Consider the following 24,204-nt stretch of genomic DNA (forward strand, 5'->3'; position numbering starts at 1 on the left):
TGATTACCCCTGGCGTTGACGCAAAATGTGTTGTTCATACTGACGGACCTCGCTCAGCCAGCTGGCATCGGCCGGCACGTCGTGCCGCAGGCACCAGGCCTCCCAGACCGCCTGCCACGGCAGTGATTTCTGCTCCTCCAGCAGCGCCAGCCGCGCCGTGTAATCGCCCGCCTGCTCCAGCTGCCGTAACGATGCCGTCGGTTCCAGCAGCGCGCGCAGCAGGGCCTTTTTCGCATTGCGTGTGCCAATCACCCAGGCGGCGATGCGGTTAATGGAAGCGTCAAAAAAATCGAGGCCAATATGCACCCGGTCAAAGGCGTTCTGGCGGGCAATTTCGTGGGCGATAGCCTGGGTTTCATCATCAAGCAGCACCACGTGATCGCTATCCCAGCGTACCGGACGGCTGACGTGCAGCAGCAGGCGCGGCACATACAGTAAGGCGGCGGAAATTTTGTCGGAGATCACTTCCGTGGGATGAAAGTGTCCGGCATCCAGCGTCAGCGCGGTCTGGCGGCTGCAGGCATAGCCGAAGCAGAATTCGTTTGAGCCGACGGTGTAACTCTCTGCGCCAATGCCGAACAGCTTGCTCTCTACGGCATCAATATGGTGCTGCGGATTGAGCGGCTCGCGAATAATCTCATCCAGCGCGCTGGCCAGCCGCTGACGCGGCGCGAAGCGATCCACCGTAAGATCTTTCATCCCATCCGGTACCCAGATGTTCATGACCGATGCCGTGCCCAGCTGTTCCCCAAACCAGGCAGAGATGCGCCGGCTGGCTTTACAGTGATCGATCCAGAACTGCCGGATGCCGGCATCAGCGTGTGCCAGCGTAAAGCCATCCGCACTTTTCGCATGCGAAAAACAGGTGGGATTAAAATCCAGCCCCAGCTGATGCTGCTTTGCCCAGGTCACCCAGCCACGAAAGTGCTGCGGTTCGATTTCATCCCGCGCAACCGGCCCGTCGCTTTCCAGATAGATAGCGTGCAAATTCAGCCGCTTCGCGCCTGGAATCAGTGCCATCGCCTGTTCCAGATCGGCACGCAGCTCTGCGGCATTACGCGCCCGGCCCGGATAGTTGCCGGTGGCCTGAATTCCGCCAGTCAGCAGCCCCTGCGGGTTCTCAAAGCCGCGGACGTCATCGCCCTGCCAGCAGTGCATGGAGACCGGAATCCGATCCAGCTGGTCCAGTACCTGTTCCACGTTAACGCCCGTGGCGGCATAGCGCTGTTTCGCCAGCTCAAAGGCTTGTTCAATCAGCTTTGTCATAAGCGGGTTCCTTAGCGGGTTGGCTCAGCGCGGCAAAGCGAGCCTGATGGGCTGCGAGCACGCTGGCGTTCTGCGGGGTAAAAAGGTCAGAAGGAAAATTGCGGCTGATGCAGCGGCGCAGTGCAGCCACATCCGGCAGGTCGCCCAGTGCGATCAGCTGGCAGCCAGCATTGCCGAGGGTGGAGGCTTCCACCGGCCCGGCAAGCACCGGCAGCTGGCAGGCATCTGCGCACAGCTGATTGAGCAACGGGTTCTGGCTGCCGCCACCCACGATGTGTAACTGCCGCAGCGGAATGGCGCGCAATGCGCTCAGCTCCTGCAGCGTCTGGCAATAGAGCAGCGCCAGGCTGTCAAAAATGGTGCGCGCCAGCGCCGCCGCCGTGCGCGGTACCGGCATGTCCTGTTCAGCGCAGGCAGCCTGGATCGCCTGAACCATATTGTCAGGATTGATAAAGCGCGGATCATTAGGGTTTATCAGCGCCCGACAGGCGGGCTCTGCCTCCGCCGCTGCCACCAGCTGGCAGAGATCGCGGATATGCAGTTCTGTGCACACACGCTGCAGCAGCCAGAGCCCCATGATATTTTTCAGCACGCGGTATCCTTCCGCACCGCCCTCATTGGTGAGATTGGCCTGCAGTGCGGCGGTGCTGATCACCGGCTGCAGGCTTTCAACGCCCATCAGCGACCAGGTGCCGGAACTGAGATAGGCCGCCGCGTCACCGGTCAGCGGCGTCGCCAGCACCGCGCTGGCCGTATCATGCGTGGCAACGGCAATCACCGGAACGGCATGACCGCCGGGGCTGATCCAGTGTCCGACCGTGTTACCCGGCGTGCTGACCGGGCCAAACCACGCGGCCTCTGCCCCTGCCCACGCCAGCAGTTCGCGATCCCACTCGCCGCTGGTGATATTCAGTAGCTGTGTGGTGGTGGCGTTGGTGTATTCCCAGTTCATGACCCCGGTGAGACGATAGTGCAGATAATCCGGAATCATCAGCGCATGTTTCACTTTCGCCTGCCAGTCAGGCTGCTGCTGATGCAGAGCGCGCAGCTGATACAGGGTATTGAACGGCAGAAACTGAATGCCGGTACGCTGATAGATATTCTGCTGACCGAGGTCGCGGCTGGCCTGCGCCATCAGGCCGGCGGTGCGGCCATCACGGTAGCTCACCGCTTCCCCGACGCGGTTGCCCGCCGCATCCAGCAGCACCAGATCCACGCCCCAGGTATCAATACCGATACTGTCCGGCACGATGCCTTCCTGCATTAGCTGCTGCAGACCCGCGCGCATCTCTTTTTCCAGCGTCTCCAGGTCCCAGCAGTCATAGCCGGCCCGCTGCACACGCTGATTAGCAAAACGCCGCACTTCACGCAGGGTGAGCTGCTGGCTTCCGGGTGTCCACTGCGCCAGCATGACCCGCCCGCTGGACGCACCAATATCAATGGCAACAACGTTACGCATACTCATGGCGTGCTCTTTGTGTGATGACATAGCGACAGCATAAAAAGCTGGTCGGCTCGCCACCTTCCCGGCAGTGCCAGCGATAAAAGGTCGCTGGCAGGCTTGCAAAGGTATTCGTGAGAGACCTCACAAAACCGCTTGCGGGCCGGGTTGTGAGCCTCGCCGCATTTTTATCAATCACTTACGCGATCTTAAAAAAAGCGCCATTTTCCTGCGCTGCCCGGTTCAAAATTCAAGGTAAGGTGCCTGGCGGCTGCGTAGACTCGGTTGCAGTTTTGTTAACGGAGAGCGCATCATGACGATGTTGCACAGTGCTGATTTCTTCCCGGCCGGGGATTACGCGATTGCCATTGAACCCCGCGTACCCCAGCAGGCTTTTCCGGAGCATCATCATGATTTCCATGAAATCGTGCTGGTAGAACAGGGTTCCGGCATTCACATTTTCAATGGCCAGCCCCAAACCCTGAGTGCCGGATGCGTCTGTTTCGTGCGCGATCACGACCGGCATCTCTATGAGCAGACGGAGAACCTGTGCCTGACAAATGTGCTGTACCGCAGCCCGGCGGACTTTCGCTTCCTTTCCGGCCTGCAGGCATTGCTGCCGCGTGAGGAGGCGGGGCAATACCCTTCCCACTGGCGCGTTAACCAGAAGGTGATGGCCCAGGCGTTACAGCTGGTTAACCAGATGCAGCAGCACGCCAGCTGGTCGCTGGAACGCCAGGCCCATCAGGAGCAGCTGTTTCTGCAACTGCTGGTACTGCTGCGCGAAGCGGCTCACAATCCGGAAGCGCAGGATGCGGAAGCCAGACTGCACCGGTTGCTCGACTGGCTGAACGCCCATTACAGTGAGGACATTGCCTGGGATGCGCTGGCGGATCGTTTCTCACTCCCGCTGCGCACGCTGCACCGGCAGATGAAGCAGCAGACCGGCAGCACGCCGCAGCGCTATCTCAACCGCCTGCGCCTGCTGCAGGCCCGTCATCTGCTGCGTCACAGCGATATGCGCATTACGGACATCGCCTTCCAGTGTGGATTTGGGGACAGCAACCACTTTTCCACCCTGTTCCGGCGTGAATTTGGCTGCGCGCCCCGCATGGAGCGCCAGCAGATGGTGTAACCGGAGCTTTTACTATGTCGCTGATCCTGTCGCGTGAGGACTATTTCCCTGCCGCCAACCTGCCTGTCGCCGTGGCGGAGCGCATGCCGCAGCCCTCCTTTCCGCCGCACCGGCATGCGTTCAGCGAGATCGTGATTGTCTGGCGCGGCAACGGCCTGCATGTTCTCAACGATCGCCCGTGGCTGATTACCTGCGGTGATGTGTTTTACATTCGTGACAACGACTGCCACAGCTATGACAGCGTCAACGACCTGGCGCTGGACAATATTCTTTACTGCCGCGATCGCTTTCGTCTCGCACTTGACTGGGATCAGCTGCTGCCACCGCAGGAGGGCGATGCGCCGTCCGGCTGGCGCCTGACCACGCGCGGCATGGCGCTGGCGCGGAGCGTGATCAGTCAGCTGGAGCGGGAAAGCCGTAAAAGTGACGCGTTGTCGATTCAGCTTTCCGAAGCGCTTTTCCTGCAGCTGGCGCTGATTCTGCGCCGTCACGGTTATGCATCCAACCGGCCGTGGGCGTTGCCGGAGGGCGAGCAGCTTGATTTACTGATGTCCGCGCTGCTGGGTGACATCAGCCGCCCGTTTGATCTGGCCCGCTTTTGTCAGCAGCATCAGCTCAGCGAGCGCGCGCTGAAGCAGCTGTTTCGCCAGCAGACCGGCATGACGATTGGTCACTACCTGCGTCAGTTGCAGCTATGTCAGGCGAAATACCTGCTGCGCACGCAGGCGTGTCTTATCAGCGAAGTGGCCGCGCGCTGCGGCTTTGATGACAGTAACTATTTTTCTGTGGTGTTTACCCGCGAAACGGGCCTGACGCCCAGCGCCTGGCGCCAGCGCTTTATCGCCACGCCCGTGCCCGGCGGCGATCGTGCCAGCGCCTGACGTGAACGTCAGGCGCTGTGACACCCCAGGTTCAGACGGCCATTCCCAGCCCGACAATATTGGCAGCGATGATGATCACCACGCAGCCGATGGAGAGTACGCTGACCGGACGGCGCCCTGCCGCTTTCCACTCTTTCAGCACCAGGCCAACCAGACCACCGCACAACACATAAAGGCTCATATGCAGCATCCAGCTGACAAAATCATACTGTGGCGGAATGCGGGCGTGCCCCCAGGCATAAAAGAAGAACTGCAGGTACCACATCGTGCCGCCCAGTATAGCGAAGGCAATATTGGCCATCAGCAGCGGTTTTGCGACGGAGAAGTCCTGCCTGACCGAGAGTTCCGGGCGGATTGCCAGACGAATAAAGCAGTACGCGAGGTTAACGACTGCCCCGCCGCCCATAATGACCACATAGCTCGGCAGCGCCACATACAGCGGATTAATGCCCAGACTGGCCGCGGCTTCATGCATGGGTTTAGCCGCATCCATCGCAAAGGACATCCCGGCAGAGAAGATGCCGCAGATGATCGCCAGCAGCAGCCCTTTTTTCAGATTGAACTCTTCGGCGTTTATTCCCAGCGCGCGTTCTTTGAGTAAACCGGCGCGGGAAACAATTGCCACGCCGACCAGCGCCACCAGCACCCCGAGCAGCGTCAGCCGCCCGCCAGCAGAGCTGAACAGCGCCACAAAACGCCCCTGCAACAGCGGCGTCATCAGCGTCCCCACCACCAGGGTGATGCCGATGGCGATACCAATACCCATCGACATCCCCAGGTAACGCATGGTCAGGCCGTAATTGATGTTTCCCACGCCCCACATGGCCCCAAACAGAAACACCGGCAGCAGCTGTGACAGACTGAAGCTGCTGTAATAGGCGCGGAAGTCTGGCAGCAGCACGGCGCTGACTGCCCAGGGAAGGATCAGCCATGACATGATGCCACCGACCGACCACATGGTTTCCCATGACCACTTTTTCACCTGTTTAAACGGCGCATAGAAACATGCGGCACTGGCGGCACCCACCAGATGCCAGAAAATACCGGCAATAATGGCACTGTTCATTGTGATTCCTTCATAAGGTTGAGGCCAGACAGGAAACCGCAGTTTCCTGATTAGCAGCAGTCTAAAGGGAGTGACTTTCGCTCAGCCTTTGAATGGCTGCCGGGACGCCGAAGCCACTGGCAAAATCCGGTGAGTTCGGAATATGCGGATCACAAATTCATATTTGCCGGAGTTGCGCGTATTAATTTTTATAAGTTGCTTATTATTCGGATCTTTTTTCATCCTGCTGTGTTGGCCGCCACAATTTTCCCTCCACTGCCAGTAAGCTTCACGCGCTGGCAGCCAGAGAAAGCCGCGCAGCGCGCTTCCCCCGCAGGCGTTTAATCCGTATAACGTGGGGGAAAATCGTCAGCACAAAGGACAGGCATGAATAGCAAAAGATTGACGCTGGTACTGTCGCAGGCCGTGAGCCGCGTGATGCTGGAAGACATCCGCGCTATTGTGCCGCCGCAGGCGCTGAACGTGTTCCTTAATGGTCTGGACCCCGTCCGCTACGCCACGCTGGATTGTCTGCAGAGTGAAGAAAATTGCGCACTGCTGGCTTCGGCCATCGTGGTATGGCGTCAGCTGGGCCACGTTCACGCGATTCGCTATCAGAAAGGTGAGCACGTCAGACAGGTTGACGATGCCAGTCAGTTTCAGCTGTTCAGTATGATGAAGACCCATCGCGCGATCCTTCAGCTCGCTTAATAAACAGGATGCTTATGAAAATCGGTTTGCTTTTTCCCATTGCGATCATCGTGGCAGGTGTCAGCTTTCTGGCGTGGTTTATCGCCAGCGGTGCCATGATGCCAGGCTCATAAAAGCATTAAAAAAATTGTCACGCAGACGGGCGCCAAAACCCGTCGCTTATTGCTCTTACCCTAGCGTGAAAGGCTGAGAGGCTTGCTGCACCGGCATAAACCCTTCCCTGGGGCCTGCCGCCGCGCCATCCCTGGCGCGGAGGCTGCTGCAAGTCTCTCAGCCTCACACGCTTTTCTGCCATTGGTTTCGCTGTTGTCGGTCCCTGCCCATCGCTGCGCTGATGCCGGACAGGCAGAAGAGGTGTTGAGCTAAGCCGGACGTCACGCGGCAGGGATGCCGCGTGCCGAGGCACGCAGGGATGCGGGGGTTGCCGTTCCGGCGTGATTAACTCCTCTTCTGACTTTTCACCGCTTCTGACAGCAATAAAAGTTGCAGGTCGGGCATTCTGCCGTAATGTTGCGCCCATCACCCCAACCTTCTCTTTGCTGCCATTTCCGGCGCTCAGCTGGCACAGAAAATAAGGTGCGATGCTGCGTTCTGCTTCACTCTGCTTTGCCATGTGATAAATAAAGCCAACGCGGAGTCCTGCTCATGACCACACACCATCACCACTACATTAATGGCGCTTTTCTTACCAATCCGCACGACAGGTGGATTGAGGTCATTAACCCGGCGACGGAAGCGTTACTATCCCGCGTGCCGGAAGGATCCCGCCAGGATGCCGCTGCCGCGATTGCCGCCGCAGAAGCCGCTCAGCCAGGCTGGGAAGCGCTGCCAGCGACCGAGCGGGGTGCCTGGTTACACAAAATCGCGGCGGCAATTCGCCAGCGTGAGCCGGACATCACGACCACGATCGTAGCGGAGGGCGGGAAAACACAGGGGCTGGCACAAACCGAAGTGCTCTTCACCGCAGACTATTTTGATTACATGGCAGAATGGGCCCGGCGCTACGAAGGGGAAATCGTTAACAGCGATCGTCCGAACGAAAATATCTTCGTATTTAAAAAGGCCATAGGCGTCACGACCGGCATCCTGCCGTGGAATTTTCCGTTCTTCCTGATTGCCCGTAAGGCGGCACCTGCGCTGATTACCGGCAACACGCTGGTGCTGAAACCCAGTGAAATTACACCCAACAATGCCGCCCTGTTCGCGGAAATCATTCATGCGCTTGGTCTGCCACGCGGCGTCATCAATATCGTCTATGGCTATGGGCCGGAAGTGGGCCAGGAACTGGCCGCGAACCCCAAAGTAGGCCTTGTCAGCCTCACCGGCAGCGTCAGTGCCGGTGTTGCCACCATGCAGGCAGCCGCCGGAAACGTGACTAAAGTGTCGCTGGAACTGGGCGGAAAAGCGCCGGCAATTGTCATGGAAGATGCTGACCTCGACCTGGCGGTGAACGCAATTGTCAGCTCGCGCATTATCAACAGTGGCCAGGTATGTAACTGCGTCGAACGCGTCTATGTGCAGGCAGGCATCTGCGATCGTTTTATCACCGCCCTGACCCGCAAAATGCAGCAGATTAAAAGCGGCAATCCGGCAGAGGAGCATGACCTGGATATGGGCCCGCTGATCAGCGCCGCCGCCCTGGCGCGGGTTGAAGAAAAGGTGGCAAAAGCCGTCGCACAAGGCGGGAATGTCATTCTGGGAGGAAAACGCGCGGGCGATAAAGGCTTTTACTTTGAGCCCACCATCATCACCGGCGTGCGTCAGGACATGGAGATTATGCGGGAAGAGATCTTCGGCCCGGTGCTGCCGGTAATGACCTTCCGCACGCTGGACGAAGCGATCGCGCTGGCGAATGACAGCGATTACGGCCTCACCTCCTCACTCTATACCCGCGATCTCAACACCGCGATGCTGGCGCTGCGCAAGCTGCGCTTCGGCGAAACCTACATTAACCGGGAAAACTTCGAGGCGATGCAGGGCTTTCATGCCGGCTGGCGAAAATCGGGGGTGGGCGGCGCGGATGGCCGGCATGGACTGGAGGAGTATCTGCAAACCCATGTGGCCTATCTGCAGTTCAGCTGACAAAATCGGGCGGCGCTGTGGCCGCCCGCAAGATACGGCTACTTCAGCCGCTGCTGGCTGCGCAGCAGCGCGAAACCGCTTATCACAGACATCGCCATCAGATAATAGCCCGGTGCCAGGCTGGTACCGGTGGCGCTGATCAGCAGCGTACAAATCAGCGGCGCAAAACCACCAAACACCGTTACCGCCACGTTATAACTGATCGCCATTCCGCTGGCGCGTGTGCCCATCGGAAACAGATCGGCCATGACCGATGGCACGGTGGAAAAGTAAACCGACTTCAGCAGCGCCATCCAGCACACCAGTAAAATCAGCGTCAGCGGCGTGGTGTGACGTACTACCAGCGCAAAAGCCGGATAAATGGTCAGGATCAGCAGCAACAGCGAGCCCCACATCAGCGGCACGCGACCGATGCGCTCGGCCCATAATCCCATCAGCGGCGTCACCACGGTGAGAATCACGCCGGCCAGCAAGGTCGCCGTAAACGCCACTGACCCGGACAAATGCAAATTTTTTGTGGCATAGGTCGGTACGTAATTCAGCATGTAGTTCACGGCGGTGGAGATCACCATCAGGCCGATAGCCAGCAGCATCAGCGCTTTCTGCCGCCCGAACAGCCGTTTCAGCGGCGCCGCTTCCGGCGCTGCGGCGGCGAAACTGGCCGGCTCATGCACGTGGCGGCGGATATAGAGCCCCAGCGGGCCAATCAGCAGACCAAAAGCAAAGGGAATGCGCCAGCCCCACGCCTGAATCTGGCTTTCAGTCAGGATCTGCGTCAGGCCCAGGCCGAACGCCGAGGCCAGCAGCGTGCTCGCCCCCTGCGTGGCAAACTGCCAGCTGGCAATAAATGCTTTCCGCTCTGGAAAGTGCTCCACCAGAAAAGCGGTTGAGCTGCCAAACTCCCCGCCGGCAGAAAATCCCTGGACCAGCCGCGCCAACAGAATCAGCAGCGGGGCCAGCAGACCGATACTGGCATACGCAGGCATAAAGGTGATTACCGCCCCGCCCAGCATCATCAGGTTGATTGACAGCAGCAGCGCTTTTTTGCGGCCGTGCCGATCCGCGTAGTTGCCCAGCAAAATGGCCCCGAGCGGGCGAATCAGGAATGACACGCCAAAGCTGCCGAACGTCAGCAGCAGCGATACCGACGCATCACGGGTGGGAAAGAAGGCATGAGCAATATAGCTGGCAAAAAAACCGTATACGGCAATATCAAACCACTCCAGCGCGTTGCCGATACAGGTGGCAAACAGCGTTTTATGCAGATTCGGCTTGCTGTGCGTCAGCGTGACATTCGGGCTGATGCTGCTCATACGGCACCTCCCCGGTGGGCCCGGTGCTGCGCAACCAGGGCGTTGCCCTGCTCGCCCAAATCCCATAACAGACGCGTCATGATCTGCAATCCTTCACGCGCAATAGATTGCAGCATATGTTCGTTAACGCCATGCTGCCCGCAGGCCGGATAGGAGTGCGGCACCCACAGCGTGGGCAGCCCCAGAATATCGGCAAACACTTCATTGGGCAGCGACCCTCCCAGATTGGGTAACAGCGCCGGTGTCTTCCCGCTGATTTCAGCCATACTGCGTAACACCCAGCTTACCAGCGGATCGGTGGGATCCAGCCGGGTTGCCGGCGACCCGCGCAGGAATGACACCTCCACATCGTCAAAGCCGTGCTGCACCAGATGATCGCGGAGATGGCTGACCAGGTTTTCCCAGTCGGTTCCCACCACAAAGCGGAGCTGGCACACGGCGCTGGCCTCGCCCGGGATCGCGTTCATCGGGCGTGCCGGATTGCCGCTCAGCATCGACAGCACTTCCAGCGTGTTCCAGCCGTACAGGCGCTCTGCGGGCGTCAGTCCCGGCTCACCCCATGCGCTGTCAATCGCCGGATCGCCAGGCATGCCGCCCACCGTAATATCACTGAGAATGGCACGCACCTGCGGCGTCAGTGAAGTGGGCTTCAGGGCCGCGACCTGCAGCACCCCCTGCGCATTGACCAGCGATGACAGGGCATTTGCCAGCCGGGTGCCGGGATTGCTCAGCACTCCGCCCCAGTTACCGGAGTGGTAAGCGTTATCGCGCGCGCGCAGCGTAAGGCGGAAATTAACCGCACCGCGTGAGCCCAGAAACAGCGTCGGGCGCTGCGCATTCAGCCGGGGACCATCGGACGCGATAAACAGATCGGCCTTCAGTAACGCGGCATGCTGCTGGCACAGCTGCGCCAGCCCCGGTGAGCTGACCTCTTCGCCCATCTCAAAAATCAGTTTGCAGTTAAAGCCCAGCCGCCCGCCGCGCGCCCGGAAAACCTGCTCCAGCGCGGCCAGGTTCACGCAGTGCTGCCCTTTATTATCCGCACTGCCGCGCGCGTACCAGCGGTCGCCCTCTTCTACCAGCGTCCACGGCGACAGCCCCTGCCGCCAGTGCTCATCGTCACCGAATACCACATCGCCGTGACCGTAACTCAGCAGCGTGGGCAGCGCCGGATCTTCAATCCGTATTGCCACCAGAAACGGACAGGCCGCCGCGGCCGGGTTATCAATGCTGTGGAGGGTAAAGCCGAGCGCCGTCAGCTGCGGGCCAATCTCCGCCTGCAGATAGTGCTGCAACTCTGCTTCACGATCCGGACGCTGACTCTCCGTACGTTGCGCCACCCGCCGCGCCAGAAGTTCGCGGAACGCGCCGCTGTCGAACCACGCGGTTGCCTGTTGTGCTGCCTGTTCTGCTGTCATGTTTGCCTGCTTTTATGAGCGTGTTTTTTTCATCTTTGCGGAAAGGCTGCGTTGCCACAATTATCAATTTATCGGGTATTCTTTGCTTTTAAAGCAATGCCCGGCTGCCCGGTTTTGAGGCATGCACCACCCTGAGGCATCTGTATGATCAGTCATGAGGTTCGTTCTTTTCTGGCTGTCGCCGACAGCGGCTCGCTGAGCGCGGCCAGTGACAAGCTGTTTGTGGCGGCGTCCGCCATCAGCCGGCAGATTCAGCGGCTGGAGCAGCAGATGGGCGTGCCGCTGTTTACGCGCCACGCGCGCGGGATGCAGCTGACAGAAGCGGGTGAAATTTTTGCCCATCACGTGCGTAAAAATTTGCTGGATATGGAGTTTGCTCTGGCGGAAATCAAAGGTCTGAAGGCCGTGCGCCGCACGCTGATGCGTATCGCCTGCACGGACGGACTGGCTTTTAGTCTGCTGCCCCGCCTGATTGCCGGCTTTCGCGCGGTGAATCCCGGCGTGCTGTTTGATGTGACCGTGGCGGGGACGCAGGGCGTGGCGGCGCTGGTGCGCAACGGCGAATGCGATTTGGCTCTGCAGTTCAGCCTGCACGCGGAGCCCGGCGTAGAGGTGGCGGGTTCCTGGCCGGCCCCGGTGCTGCTGGTGATGCATGAACGTCATCCGCTGGCGCAGGCAGCCGGGATCACGCTGGCCGATCTCAGCCCCTATCCGCTGGCGCTACCGCAGCAGAACACCACGGTGCGCCAGCTGTTTGATCTGGCCTGCCATATGAGCGGCTACCTTACGGAACCGGTGCTGACCTGCGATAACTTTTCCACGCTGTTTCATTTTCTGCGGCACACGCCGCTGGCGGTGACCATCTGCAGCGCGTTTACCCTGCCGGAAGAGGCAGAAAGAGAGGGATTACGCTTGCGTTCGGTCGGCATCGAGCAGCTGAGTCAGCGCACGCTGCAGCTGCAGCGTCCGTCCGGCAGGCCGCGCAGCGCTGCGGTACAGCACTTTACGGATTATCTGCTGACACAGCTGCCCGCGCTGGCAGCCTCACTGCACCCGCGCGGGCAGGCCTGACGCAGCGGCCAGTCAGGGTTGGATATCGACCGGATAGAAAATGTGTTTGCCGAAAGGATCGACCTGATAGCCGCTGACGCTTTTGCGCACCGGTTCAAAAATGGTCGAGTGCGCAATCATCACTGCGGGCATCTGATCGTGCATCATCTGCTGGGCCTCGCGATACATTTCTGTGCGCTTATCCTGATTCTGCTCGGCGCGCGCGGCGGTGATAAGCTTCTCAAACGGCGCGTAGCACCATTTTGATGAGTTAGAACCGCCATTCGCGGAGGTGCAGCTATAGAGCGGGCCGAAAAAGTTATCCGGATCGCCGGTTGCCGTGGTCCAGCCCATCAGCGCCGCCTGATGCTCACCCCCCTTCACCCGCTTCAGGTATTCACCCCACTCATAACTGACGATATTGGCTTTAATGCCTACCTGCGCCCAGTCCGCCTGAATCATTTCCGCCATGCGGCGCGCATTGGGGTTGTAAGGGCGCTGTACCGGCATAGCCCAGAGCGCGATTTCCGTTCCCGGCTTAATCCCCGCCTCCTGCAGCAGCGCTTTTGCCCGCTGCGGATCGTAATCATAATCCCTTAGGTCTTTGTCCGCGCTCCAGACATCCGGTGGCAGAATATTTTTCGCCACGGTTCCGGTGCCTTTAAAAATGGCGTCAATGATCGCCTGCTTGTTGATGGCCATGGCCAGCGCCTGCCGCACTTTCACCTTGTCCAGCGGCGCTTTGGTGGTATTGAACGACAGGAAACCGGTATTCAGCCCCGATTTCTGCTGCAGTACCAGGTCCGGATTACTGCGCATTTTGTCCAGATCGGCCGGATTAGGGAACGGCATCACCTGACACTCGTTTTTCTCCAGCTTGGCATAACGCACCGAGGCATCCGGCGTGATGGAGAACACCAGCCGATCCAGTCGGGCTTTGCCTTCCCAGTAATCCGGAAACGCTTTATACAAAATGCGGGAATCTTTCTGATACTGCACCAGCTCAAATGGCCCGGTGCCAATAGGCTGCATATCTACCTTTTCCGGCGTGCCGGCCTTCAGCATCTTGTCAGCATATTCTGCGGAGTGAATCGAGGCGAAGTACCATGCCAGATCGGCCAGGAAGGGTGCTTCCGCGTGCGCCAGGGTAATGCGCACCGTAGAGTCGTCCACTTTATCAATCGCTTTGATCAGCCGGGACAATTCCAGACTTTCAAAGTTAGCGTAGTTGCCGCCGGAGACAGTGTGATAGGGATTGGCCGGATCAAGCTGACGCATAAAAGAGAAGATGACATCGTCTGCGTTGAAATCGCGCGTTGGCGTGAAAAGTTTGTTGCTGTGGAACTTCACGCCGTGCCGCAGATGGAAGGTATAGACCGTACCGTCGGCGCTGATGTCCCAGCGCTCGGCAAGGCTGGGAATCAGTTGGGTGGTGCCCGGTTTGAAATCCACCAGCCGGTTAAACACCGGCACGGCGCTGGCGTCTACGCTGGTGCCCGACGTGTAGAGCTGCGGGTTGAAATTCTCCGGCGACCCTTCAGAACAGTAGACCAGCGTTTTCGCTGATACCCCGCCGGCTACCGCTAACCCCAGTGCGCTTAGCGCCAGTTTTGCCATCATCTTTTTCATTATGTTTTCTCGCTTTTTGTTGACTTCCATCTGTCCGCATCGGTATTTAATTAATAAATAACATGATTTCGCCGTCAGGCGTATCACCTGTAGCGTAAAGCTAATAAGGAATTGTGATGACAGACCAACTTGCCCGTCAGCTGACGCAGCGTTTTTACCGCTATCTCGCTGTTTCCAGCCAGAGCGACGCCACCTCCACCACCCTGCCCAGCACGCCTTCGCAGCACGCGATGGCGGAACTGCTGGCACAGGAGCTGCGCGCGCTGGGATTGCAGCAGGTGATGATTGATCAGCACGCCACGGTGACCGCCGTAAAGCCCGGTACGCGTCCCGGCGCGCCGCGCATCGGCTTTATTACCCATATCGATACGGTGGATGTGGGGCTCTCGCCGGATATTCATCCGCAGACGCTGACCTTCACCGGTGACGATCTCTGCCTTAACCCGACGCAGGATATCTGGCTGCGGGTGGCGGAACATCCGGAGATCCTGCCGTACATCGGGCAGGAGATCGTGTTCAGCGACGGCACCAGCGTGCTGGGTGCGGACAATAAAGCGGCGGTCAGCGTGGTCATGACGCTGATGGAAAATCTGCACGGCGAGCACGGTGATGTGGTGGTGGCCTTTGTGCCGGATGAAGAGATCGGGCTGCGCGGTGCTAAAGCGCTCGATCTGGAAACACGGTTTAACGTGGACTTCGCCTGGACCATTGACTGCTGCGAACTGGGAGAAGTGGTGTATGAGTGCTTCAACGGTGCGTCAGCAGAAATCACCTTTACCGGCGTGCCGGCTCATCCGATGTCCGGCAAAGGCGTGCTGGTGAATCCATTACTGATGGCGCACGACTTTATTGCACAGTTTGACCGGCAGGCCACGCCCGAGCACACCGCAGGGCGCGAAGGCTATATCTGGTTTAACGACATGCAGGCAAATGCCAGCCAGGCGGTGCTGAAGGCATCAATCCGTGATTTTGCGCTGGCGGGGTTTGCCGCGAAAAAGCAGCAGCTGCAGGCGGTTGCGGAACAGATCGCCGCGCAGTACCCCACCGGCAAGGTGGCGCTGACGATCACCGACATTTACAGCAACATCAGCAACGCGATTGGCGAAGATCGCCGCGCTATCGATCTGATTTTTACGGCGCTGCAGCAGGTGGGCGTAACGCCAAAAGTGATTCCGATGCGCGGCGGTACCGATGGTTCAGCCCTGTCGGCAAAAGGCCTGCTGACGCCGAATTTCTTTACCGGCGCGCACAATTTCCATTCACGGTTTGAATTTCTGCCGGTGCCGTCGTTCGTGAAGTCTTATCAGGTGGCGGAAGCGCTGTGTTATCTGGCGGCGAAGGTCTGACCGCGGCGGCCCGCTATCATATGCAGACAGGGTGCGCCGAAAAGCGCACCCTGTTATAGCGCCACGCTGCGTTTACTGGCGGGCAGTGACGTCAATCCCCGGGAAGAACTTCGCTGCCAGCTTGCTGACCGTGCCGTTGTCCTGTACTTTCGTAATCGCAGCATCCAGTTCACCTTTCAGCTTCGCGTCACCTTTGCGCAGGCCAAAACCGATGCCGGAGCCGAGAACGGCATCATCCTCAACCGGCTTACCGGCAAACGCAAATCCCTTGCCCTGTGGCTTATCGAGGAAGCCCGACTGACCGGCGGCAGACATCACCAGCGTGCCATCCAGACGGCCGGCAACCATATCGTTGTACACCTGGTTTTGATCCTGATAGGCGGTCACGGTAACGCCCTGCGGCTCCCAGTGCTTTTTCGCATAGGTTTCCTGGATTGACCCCTGGAGTACGCCGATGTTTTTCCCTTTCAGCGCCGCCGCGGTCGGCTCCAGCTTCTCGCTCTGTTTTCCAATCAGCATGCTGGGGATACGGTAAATCGGTTTGGTGAAATCGATGCTTTTGGCGCGCGCCGCGGTGATGTTCATGGCAGAGTTAATGGCATCGAACTTTTTCGCCTGCAGGGCCGGAATCAGCGCATCAAAACTGCTCTCCACCCATTTGCAGTCAAAGTTGCCCACCTGGCAAATCGCTTTGCCCAGTTCAATATCGAATCCTTCCAGGTCGCCCTGCGCGTTACGGCTCTCAAACGGCGGATATTGCGATTCCAGGCCGTAACGTAATGTCTCCTGCGCCAGCGCCTGAGCCGACGCGATCATGCCCAGCGCGATAAACAGTGCACTGCGTTTTTTCATTATTATCCCCCGATTTACCCGTTGACCCGGCACAGCGCTTCTGCGCCCGCCTGCAGTGTTGCCTCATCTTTCGCAAAAGAAAGGCGAATGAATTTGTTATCCGTGCCATCCATATAAAACGCCGATAGCGGAATGGTCGCCACGCCGTGATCGACGATGAGACGTTTTACCATTTCGCTATCGCTTTCGTCACTGAAATGTCCGTAACTGGCAAGCATAAAGAAGGAGCCGGCTGCCGGCAGCAGCGTAAAAGGGGAATCCTGCAGCAGTGCCGCCAGGCGGTCGCGTTTTTGCTGGTAAAACGCTGCCAGCTGCAGGTAGTGCTGCGGCTGCTGCAGGTAGCGGGCAAAGCCTGCCTGCATCGGTGTATCGGCGGCGTACATCATGAACTGATGGACTTTCACGATTTCCGCCATCAGCGCCGCCGGGGCCAGCGCATAGCCCACGCGCCAGCCGGTGACGTGGAAGGTTTTGCCAAACGAGGAAACCACCACGCTGCGCTGCGCCAGCTCTGCATGCGTTGCCATGCCGCAGTGCTGACGTCCGTCAAACAAAATGTGTTCATACACCTCATCGGACAGCACCACAATGTCGGTATGGCGCGTCAGGGCAGCCAGCTGTTCCAGATCGTCAGCGCTCAGCACCTGCGCACTGGGGTTATGCGGTGTGTTGATGATAATCATCCGGGTGCGCGGCGTAAGGCTGGCACGCAGCTCTGCCCAGTTAATGGCAAAATCAGGCAACTGCAGTTTCAGGCCAATCGGCGTCGCGCCCTGCAGCCGCACCACCGGCGCGTAGCTGTCAAACGCCGGCTCAAAGAAGATCACTTCATCGCCGGGATGCACCAGCGCGGAAATAGCCATGTAGATGCCCTGGCTGGCGCTGCCGGTGATCAGCACTTCGCTGCCGGCATCGTACTGCCGGCCATACAGCGTAAAGACCTTCTCCGCCAGCGCCTCTCGCAGTGCCGGTAAGCCGGTCATCGGCGCGTACTGGTTGTGTCCTTCACGCATGGCCGTGCTGACCAGCTCCACCAGCTGCGGATCGCAGGGAAAGTTCGGCGCGCCCTGCGACAGGTTAATGGCCTGATGCTGCGCAGAAAGCTGGCCAATGACGCTGAAAATCGTGGTGCCGACATCCGGCTGTTTTGACGTGATATTGACGCTGCTGTTAAGTCCCATTGTCGCCCCGCTGGCTGCATAACCATTTATCCTGAACAGATTTCTATTCAACGGCGCGCGGCTTGAGTCCACAAGCGAATTGTTGTCATAATAGCCATGATCAAAATGCATAACTGAGGCCGCCATGTCCCGCACCGCTCTGCCGCTGAATGCCATTCACGCTTTCCTTGTCACCGCACGCCATCTTAATCTGACGCATGCGGCCCGCGAGCTGTGCATTACGCAGGGAGCCGTCAGCCGGAAAATCGCGGCGCTGGAAGCCTGGCTGGGCTTTGCGCTGTTTGAGCGCCATGCGCGCGGGCTGCGCCTGACCGCACAGGGTGCCGGACTGCTGCCGTCGCTGCAGCAGGGATATGATTTGCTGGTCAGCGCCACAGAACAGGCCAGCCGCCACACTGTTGCGGTGCGCCTGAAAGCCCCTACCTGCGCGCTGCGCTGGCTGGTGCCGCGCCTGGTTGCGCTGGAACAGCAGCAGCCGGCGCTGCACGTCGCGCTGACCACCACGCTGGAGCATAACGCGCAGCTGGAAAATTACGATGCGGCGATTGTCTTTGGCGCACCGCCTGCCGGCGCAATTCTACTGTTTGAAGAGCGGCTGACGCCGGTGCTGTCACCGGACCTGCCATTACCCCGTGACATTCGCGATCTGGCACGGCTGACATTTCTGCATCCGACCCACGATCGGCGTGACTGGCAGCTGTGGCTGGATGCGCAGCAGGTTGCGATACCGATGGCCCGCAATCAGCATTTTGCCACGATGGATTTGGCGATTGGGGCTGCGCTGCAGGGATTTGGTGTGGCGATCGCCGACGTGACGCTGGTGCAGGACGATCTGGCACAGGGCCGGCTGCTGGCTCCGTTTGCCGCCCCCGTCGCAACCGGGGCGGCATACAGCCTGTTACAGCGGCATGAAAAGGCGGCGCCACCGTGCCTGGCGCAACTGGTGGCGTGGTTGTGTCAGCCTCAGAAAGAGACCCATTCGTCGGCACTGGCCGGTTTCGGCTGAGGCGTGCCCGCCGCAGCCAGCACCGGACGGCGCAGCGGCTGTGCGGCTTTCGCCCCCGGCGCGGCCGGCGTATTTTCTGACAGACGGAATTTTGCGACTGAAGCCTGCAGCTCTTCGGTCTGGCGCTCCAGCGCACTGGCGGCCGCAGACACCTGCTCAACCAGCGAGGCGTTCTGCTGGGTGACGCTGTCCATCTCGGTCACTGCGGTGCCCACCTGCGAAATGCCTTTGCTCTGTTCTTCCGATGCCGAGGCGATGTGCTTCATGATTTCGTTTACGTCCTGCACCGATTTCAGAATGTCGTGCATGGTGCTGCCCGCGCTGCTGACCAGCGCCGAGCCCTTCTCCACGCGCTCGACAGAATCCTGAATCAGCGTGGCGATCTCTTTGGCGGCGCCGGCACTGCGCTGCGCCAGGTTGCGCACTTCGCTGGCGACCACGGCAAAGCCGCGCCCCTGTTCACCGGCACGTGCGGCTTCCACGGCGGCGTTCAGCGCCAGAATATTGGTCTGGAACGCAATGCTATTGATGACGCTGGTGATTTCAGCAATCTTTTTCGAACTGCCGGAAATCCCCTGCATGGTGGTCACCACTTCGCCCACCAGGCGGCCACCCTGCTGCGCCGTACCGGTAGCGGTTTCCGCCAGCGCACTGGCCTGACGCGCGTTTTCAGCGTTGAATTTCACCGTGGCCGTCAGCTGTTCCATGCTGGCTGCCGTCTGCTCCAGCGCGGCGGCCTGCTCTTCGGTGCGCGAGGAGAGATCGTTATTGCCCATGGAGATCTCTGCCGCACCGCGATAGATATTTTCCGTGCCGCTGCGGATAGCGCTGACGGCTTCCCGCAGGCTGTCCTGCATCGCACTTAACAGCGGAACCAGTTTACCCACGCAGTTGCGGCCAATTTCCGCAACCGGCTGGCTGAGATCGCCCTGTGCAATGATCGAGAAGTGATTGCGGATACGCTCCAGCGGTTTAACCAGCATGGAGACCAGGTAGCGGTCGGTAAACAGCAGAATCAGCAGGCCAAAAACCACCGCAGCGACAATGATCACCTTAGTGATGTCAGTGAGGTGATCCACCGTCACGCGGGTTTCATCGAGCTTGATGCCTGCCGCCTGATTAAAGGCTTCGGCACTGGCACCGAAAGCCCGGCTGAGCGGCGGCGTCACACTGTTAGCCTGAGTGCGATAGGCGTCCAGCGTGCCCTGCTGTGCAAGGGCGACCTGTGGCGCAATGCCTTCATCCAGCAGCTTCTGCCAGCTGGCGATCACATCGTTAACCTTGTCCGCCTCCATCGCGCCGGGAGCCAGGGCTTTAAACTGCGTAAGCTGTGCTTTCATGCTGGTCAGCGCCTGCTGCACCGACGCCATCGCGTCAGCTGCGGGTGCCGTGCCGGCGGCACGCGCTTCCATGACGCGCGAAAGACGGGTGACAACGCGAAAATATTGATCGTTACCTTTGCTCAGCACCGTCATCTGGTTCACCAGCTGGCGATCAATGTCGTTGCCTTCGCCCAGCGCGTTCAGCGAGTGCACGCTGAACAGTCCGACGGCGCACCACAGCACGCAGAACAGGCCGAGAATGGTCAGCAGAACGGCGCGAATCGTGAAATTTTTTAAGATACCCATACATAATCCCTTGGTGTGAAATGCCAGGAGACCCGACGGACAACATCGGGCATAACGTATATATCGGCATGCAAAAGAGAAAATGTAACCGTTTTGTAAGCTAAAAAACTGCTGATTATCAGGCGAGGCAGCAACGGTTCAGGGCTGAAAAATCAATACATTAATGAAATATTTGCGTTAAAAATTCATTTGCGCCCTTTGATGATTAGCAGGCTATGAAAGCCTGACATGGCTGCGCATCATCAGACGGAACAGGCGCAGCTTTGTGCGCATAAAGCGCGCCTTCAGCACCATCTCTGCTTTGCCGTCATGGCCGATTGCCAGCGTGAGGTCGTCATGGGGTCGCCACACCGGCCAGTCGATGCTTCCCTGCAGCCGGTAGCTGAATTCGCTCGCATCCCGTGCGAAGCTGACCCATAACGCGCTGATGGCCCCGGCAAACGCGCGATCGGTTGCCGTATAAGGACGGCCATCGTCCGGCTCAGCTGCGGTTAAGTTATTAAACACATAGGGGATTTCATTGCCGTGCCAGGCGCCGTGCGGATAGAGATCGCGGGCATTTTCTGAAACATAGTCAAACCAGTAGCGCCAGGCAGGCATGCCGATGCTGTGCTGGGCCTGCGCAACCAGCAGCGGTACCACCGTGAAGGCCATGTCGCGTGCCACTGCCCGGCCCAGGCGCGCGTCATCATGGATGTCGTACAGCCATTTAATCAACCGGTAACTGAAGCGGTTTTTGCGGCGCATTTGCTGCAGGATTGCCGTGGCATCGACACCAAAGTAGTCCAGTACGCTGGCCTCATCGCTGTTGCTGCCGATCATCAGCGGCACGCGATGTTGCCGGCAGGCCATGAACGTGTCCAGCATCGGTTCAGGCAAGACCGCATCGCCGCTGATCGCCACCGGGCCGAGCGTAAGCGGTGCCTGCAACGGCCAGAAATCCTCCGCCGGCAGCGCACGCAGTTGCGCGGAGGTGGCATTTTCCGGCAGGCCAAAATGTTTTGCCACCTGCATACCTTTCTGCTGCGCTTTCTGTTGCGGCACGTCCGGCAGGCTGTACGCGCTTTGTACTATGCCTTTATGAAACAGCCCTTCTGCCAGCGGTGAGCAGCAGAGCGACAGCACGCTGCGCGCGCCGGAAGATTCGCCAAACAGCGTGATGTTGTGACGATTGCCGCCAAACGCCGGAATATTACGCTGTACCCATTGCAGCGCGGCGATCTGGTCCAGCAGCGCGAAGTTATTCACAACCCTGCCTTGCGGGTATTCTGCATCCAGTGCCGGATGTGCAAAAAAGCCAAAGTGGCCAAGCCGATAGTTGAGCGTGACCACAACAACGCCCTGCGCCGCCAGCGCTTTGCCGCGATAGGGATCGAGGCTGCCGGCACCCAGTGTGAAGCCGCCACCATGCAGCCAGACCATCACCGGCAGCGGCGTAGCGGGCGCGACGTCTGGCGTCCAGATATTGAGATAAAGACAATCTTCGCTGAATTCACCGGGATCGCCGCCGCCAGCCGCAACGCAGTATTCCCGATTCTGCCAGCTGGCGCTCCCCCAGCGGGTGGCATCACGCACCGTCTGCCACGGTGTAACCGGCTGTGGAGGACGCCAGCGCAGCGCGCCTGTGGGGGGCGCAGCGTAAGGAATCCCCCGGAATACAAAAATGTCTTCATCCATCAGGCCTCTGAGCTCACCTTCCGCCGTGAGAATGCTCAGACGTCGTTCATTTTTCATCGTGGGTTCCCTGTTTTACATCGCCCCCATTATTTGCAGTGCCCGGATGAATGTCTATGTTTTGCAGGCATTTGCAGATTAAGCCGAATCAGCATCGGTTTCATTGAACGACTTCATCAGTTTTTTTGGCTAACCCTGGTAGCGGGTTGTGATTTAAGGTTGCACGTTAACCTGGCACGATGGAGAAACGCGATGTCTGGTGGCATCAATCAGCTGTTTACCCGGATAAGCGATTGTCCGGATTTCGGTAAGTTGCTGTTACGTCTGACGTTGGGCGGACTGCTGTTGTTTCACGGCCAGTTCAAAGTGGTGCATGGCGTAAGCGGGATTGCGCATATGCTGACAGCGAAAGGGTTGCCAGGTTATATCGCATACGGTGCTTACATCGGGGAAATTGTGGCACCCGTAATGGTGATCATCGGTTTAATGGCCCGCCCGGCGGCGTTCATTATCGCGGTGAATATGGTTGTTGCCACGCTGCTGGTCAAAACGGGTGCCTTCTGGCATCGCACCGACGTCGGTGCCTGGTCGCTGGAGACCGAAGCGTTTTACCTGCTGGGCGCGCTGGCCATTATGTTTTCAGGTGCCGGGAAGTACACGCTGGTGCGCGACGCTCGCCTGCAATAATAATCAAAAAAGATCGACCGGTCCGTTCACGGGGTGTTGCCCGGTGACGGACCGGTTTTATTTTGCCTGCCAGAATCTTGTCCCGTGAAAAGCTAAAAAACCTGATCGATAAACGGCATGGCGGTGATCGGCATACGGTCAAAAAGAAAGTTGTGCCCGCCGGAACGGCAACCCCCGTATCCGTGCGGGCCCCGGCACGCGGTATCCATGCCGCGTGACGCCCGGCTCAGCGCAATCTCCCTGCTTACCACCGGCATCGGTGCTTCCGGAAGCGTGGTACGGTTCGCAGCGCTGAACAAGTGCGGCAGGGATGGCGCGGCGGCAGCCCCCCGGGAGGGGGGCATGCCGGTGCGGCAAGCCACACCGTTTTGCATGTGCTGGCACCCGATTAGCGATACCCGGTTGCATTCCGACAGGCTCAGCGCCGGCACCTGTTCTGCCTCAGCGCGCGACAATCCCACACTGTTCCAGGCTGCGCTGCTGCATCTGCTGATACAGCGCCATTTCGTCCAGAACCGGGCTGCCCAGCGCCGTCTCAAAATCGTCACGGCTGGCATTTCCCGCCTGCCGTGCCTGCACGTCATTGCCCAGATTTGACTGGAAGATCCCGGCGGCGCTCACCGGCAGAAAGTCTTCATACACAATGGGTTCGGCCTGTATACGCTCATCGGCCAGCAGCTGATTCAGACTTTCACCGGGCCGCGGCCGCGCATGTTCGCCTTTCTCCGTCAGGCGATAGCGAAACCATGCCAGCCCCTGCTCGCGCAGCGTCTGCTCGTCATCAGGAAAATCACGAAACACCTCGCTGAGGTGCGCCTGATGCTGCTGGTTATCACGGCCAGTGCCGGCCTGAGCCAGCAGGCGATCGTACAGCGCTCGCCCTTTTGGCGTTAACGCCGCACCGCGCTGCTCAATCTCACCAAAACGTGCCGTATGCGTACCCGGCGTGCCGTCAATGAAATGGACCGCCTCCTCCAGTGCCTTAAAGCTGGTTTGCCGCAACAGAATCGGTACCTTACGCTGTGGCGGCCCCTCAATCAGCGTCTTGGGATCAATCCCGCGCGAAGGCATCAGCGCCTGAACGCGATCGATATCCAGCGTGCGCGGCGTCAGGTGATTGATATGGCAGCCACGGAAACACACTACATCTGCAATCAGCCGGTGCTGCTGATTCAGGGCGCGATAGGTTGCGCTGTCTACCGTGGTGCTGGCATGCCAGCGAAAAGTCTCCAGCGCCTCTTTTACAAAGGCGGCGGCATCCGCTGCATTCAGCCCGCCCTGCTGCTGATGTTTTGCCAGCAGCGCCCGGCAACCCGGGGTAAAAATATCGCGGGACGCCAGAATCTCTGCGGCGCGGGCACGCAGCGCCGCATCTCCGATGAGTTCCAGCCGCAACAGTGAGGTAAACACGCGGAACGGATTACGGCGCAGCGCGCGGTCGGTCACTGGCCGGAACGCCGTGGAGTGCACCGGCACGCCCGCCTGTGACAGATCGTAATAGCCGACCGGCTCCATACCCATCACCGCAAACAGCTGGCGCAGCGTGCTCAGTTCAGCGGCAGTGCCAACGCGAATGGCACCGTGACGCTCAACGCTCAGACGGCTCAGCTCATCGGCAGCCGCCAGACGGTTTTTCAGGGTGGGATTGGCTTCCAGCGTTCGGTCATTGACGGCGGTTACCAGCTGCGTCAGGGTGCCATAGAGCGGCACCTCCTGCTGGTACATGGCGGACATCGCCTGCGAGAACAGCGTGCGGATGGCATCGCTGGTGAGAAAATTATCCATGGTCATCACCTCGGACTAAAGGGTCGCTGCTACTGTAGATCAACCCTTTAGCGCCGGGTAACTATTTCCCGGAA

At 59.3% G+C, this 24,204-nt stretch carries 20 protein-coding genes; 9 read left to right on the forward strand and 11 right to left on the reverse strand.

Translation table 11 applies throughout. The annotated features are described in order from the left end of the window. Positions 1–3: 3 nt before the first annotated feature. Positions 4–1,266, reverse strand: coding sequence for an L-rhamnose isomerase (locus D8B20_RS08685; RefSeq protein ID WP_145888496.1), 1,263 nt, complete (start codon positions 1,264–1,266; stop codon positions 4–6). Next, a complete protein-coding gene (rhaB, locus tag D8B20_RS08690) occupies positions 1,250–2,731 on the reverse strand; it encodes a rhamnulokinase (protein ID WP_145888497.1) in 1,482 nt (493 codons plus the stop codon). Before rhaB ends, D8B20_RS08685 begins: the two co-directional genes overlap by 17 nt. Before the next feature lie 289 nt (positions 2,732–3,020). On the opposite strand from rhaB, the gene rhaS reads away from it, so the two are divergent. Further along, a complete protein-coding gene (gene rhaS, locus D8B20_RS08695; protein WP_145888498.1) occupies positions 3,021–3,842 on the forward strand; it encodes an HTH-type transcriptional activator RhaS in 822 nt (273 codons plus the stop codon). A 14-nt stretch (positions 3,843–3,856) separates the two neighbouring features. Beyond that, positions 3,857–4,723: an HTH-type transcriptional activator RhaR gene (gene rhaR / locus D8B20_RS08700; RefSeq protein WP_145888499.1), complete on the forward strand. Its 867-nt coding sequence runs from the start codon at positions 3,857–3,859 to the stop codon at positions 4,721–4,723. 31 nt (positions 4,724–4,754) lie between these two features. Here the strand turns inward: rhaR and rhaT are convergent, their stop codons facing one another. Next, positions 4,755–5,789: an L-rhamnose/proton symporter RhaT gene (gene rhaT / locus D8B20_RS08705; RefSeq protein WP_145888500.1), complete on the reverse strand. Its 1,035-nt coding sequence runs from the start codon at positions 5,787–5,789 to the stop codon at positions 4,755–4,757. A 366-nt stretch (positions 5,790–6,155) separates the two neighbouring features. Between rhaT and D8B20_RS08710 the strand changes: the two genes are divergently transcribed. From D8B20_RS08710 to aldA, 3 genes are all read left to right on the forward strand, one after another. Then, positions 6,156–6,479, forward strand: a complete 324-nt coding sequence (locus D8B20_RS08710) for a hypothetical protein (protein WP_145888501.1) — start codon at positions 6,156–6,158, stop codon at positions 6,477–6,479. 14 nt (positions 6,480–6,493) lie between these two features. Beyond that, entirely contained in the window at positions 6,494–6,592 is a 99-nt protein-coding gene (locus tag D8B20_RS08715) for a YoaK family small membrane protein (protein ID WP_139807978.1), read from the forward strand. 532 nt (positions 6,593–7,124) lie between these two features. Then, positions 7,125–8,561 carry an aldehyde dehydrogenase gene (gene aldA / locus D8B20_RS08720; RefSeq protein ID WP_145888502.1) on the forward strand — a complete coding sequence of 479 codons (1,437 nt, stop codon included), beginning with the start codon at positions 7,125–7,127 and terminating at the stop codon, positions 8,559–8,561. Between the two features lie 38 nt (positions 8,562–8,599). Here the strand turns inward: aldA and D8B20_RS08725 are convergent, their stop codons facing one another. Both D8B20_RS08725 and D8B20_RS08730 read right to left on the reverse strand, forming a co-directional pair. Continuing rightward, positions 8,600–9,874: an MFS transporter gene (locus D8B20_RS08725; RefSeq protein WP_145888503.1), complete on the reverse strand. Its 1,275-nt coding sequence runs from the start codon at positions 9,872–9,874 to the stop codon at positions 8,600–8,602. Continuing rightward, complete coding sequence (locus D8B20_RS08730; RefSeq protein ID WP_145888504.1) at positions 9,871–11,292, reverse strand: M20 family metallopeptidase; 1,422 nt, start codon at positions 11,290–11,292, stop codon at positions 9,871–9,873. Before D8B20_RS08730 ends, D8B20_RS08725 begins: the two co-directional genes overlap by 4 nt. Positions 11,293–11,436: 144 nt before the next feature. Here D8B20_RS08730 and D8B20_RS08735 point away from each other — a divergent pair, with 144 nt between their 5' ends. Continuing rightward, on the forward strand, positions 11,437–12,363 hold the full coding sequence (locus tag D8B20_RS08735) for a LysR family transcriptional regulator (protein WP_145888505.1): 927 nt from the start codon (positions 11,437–11,439) through the stop codon (positions 12,361–12,363). Positions 12,364–12,375: 12 nt separating this feature from the next. Here D8B20_RS08735 and D8B20_RS08740 read toward each other — a convergent pair whose 3' ends face one another. Then, complete coding sequence (locus D8B20_RS08740; RefSeq protein WP_145888506.1) at positions 12,376–13,971, reverse strand: ABC transporter substrate-binding protein; 1,596 nt, start codon at positions 13,969–13,971, stop codon at positions 12,376–12,378. Between the two features lie 116 nt (positions 13,972–14,087). On the opposite strand from D8B20_RS08740, the gene pepT reads away from it, so the two are divergent. After that, positions 14,088–15,317 carry a peptidase T gene (gene pepT, locus D8B20_RS08745; protein WP_145888507.1) on the forward strand — a complete coding sequence of 410 codons (1,230 nt, stop codon included), beginning with the start codon at positions 14,088–14,090 and terminating at the stop codon, positions 15,315–15,317. A gap of 72 nt (positions 15,318–15,389) precedes the next feature. Here pepT and D8B20_RS08750 read toward each other — a convergent pair whose 3' ends face one another. Next, on the reverse strand, positions 15,390–16,169 hold the full coding sequence (locus tag D8B20_RS08750) for a transporter substrate-binding domain-containing protein (protein WP_145888508.1): 780 nt from the start codon (positions 16,167–16,169) through the stop codon (positions 15,390–15,392). 14 nt (positions 16,170–16,183) lie between these two features. Further along, positions 16,184–17,350: a methionine aminotransferase gene (locus tag D8B20_RS08755; RefSeq protein ID WP_145888509.1), complete on the reverse strand. Its 1,167-nt coding sequence runs from the start codon at positions 17,348–17,350 to the stop codon at positions 16,184–16,186. A 124-nt stretch (positions 17,351–17,474) separates the two neighbouring features. Between D8B20_RS08755 and D8B20_RS08760 the strand changes: the two genes are divergently transcribed. After that, positions 17,475–18,356 (forward strand): LysR substrate-binding domain-containing protein, encoded by an 882-nt coding sequence (locus D8B20_RS08760; protein ID WP_145888510.1) that lies wholly within the window; start codon positions 17,475–17,477, stop codon positions 18,354–18,356. On the opposite strand, the gene D8B20_RS08765 is transcribed toward D8B20_RS08760, so the two are convergent. Both D8B20_RS08765 and D8B20_RS08770 read right to left on the reverse strand, forming a co-directional pair. Further along, the gene (locus D8B20_RS08765; protein ID WP_145888511.1) at positions 18,314–19,984 is read right to left on the reverse strand and encodes a methyl-accepting chemotaxis protein; all 1,671 of its coding nucleotides are present in this window, start codon (positions 19,982–19,984) and stop codon (positions 18,314–18,316) included. The genes D8B20_RS08760 and D8B20_RS08765 overlap by 43 nt on opposite strands. A gap of 213 nt (positions 19,985–20,197) precedes the next feature. Continuing rightward, positions 20,198–21,718, reverse strand: coding sequence for a carboxylesterase/lipase family protein (locus tag D8B20_RS08770; protein WP_145888512.1), 1,521 nt, complete (start codon positions 21,716–21,718; stop codon positions 20,198–20,200). A gap of 192 nt (positions 21,719–21,910) precedes the next feature. Between D8B20_RS08770 and D8B20_RS08775 the strand changes: the two genes are divergently transcribed. Continuing rightward, positions 21,911–22,345 (forward strand): DoxX family protein, encoded by a 435-nt coding sequence (locus D8B20_RS08775; protein WP_145888513.1) that lies wholly within the window; start codon positions 21,911–21,913, stop codon positions 22,343–22,345. Positions 22,346–22,786: 441 nt separating this feature from the next. Here the strand turns inward: D8B20_RS08775 and hglS are convergent, their stop codons facing one another. Beyond that, positions 22,787–24,130 carry a 2-oxoadipate dioxygenase/decarboxylase HglS gene (gene hglS / locus D8B20_RS08780; RefSeq protein ID WP_145888514.1) on the reverse strand — a complete coding sequence of 448 codons (1,344 nt, stop codon included), beginning with the start codon at positions 24,128–24,130 and terminating at the stop codon, positions 22,787–22,789. Positions 24,131–24,204: the final 74 nt, after the last annotated feature.

The sequence above is a fragment of the Candidatus Pantoea soli genome (assembly GCF_007833795.1).
Classification (GTDB): Bacteria; Pseudomonadota; Gammaproteobacteria; order Enterobacterales; family Enterobacteriaceae; genus Pantoea; species Pantoea soli.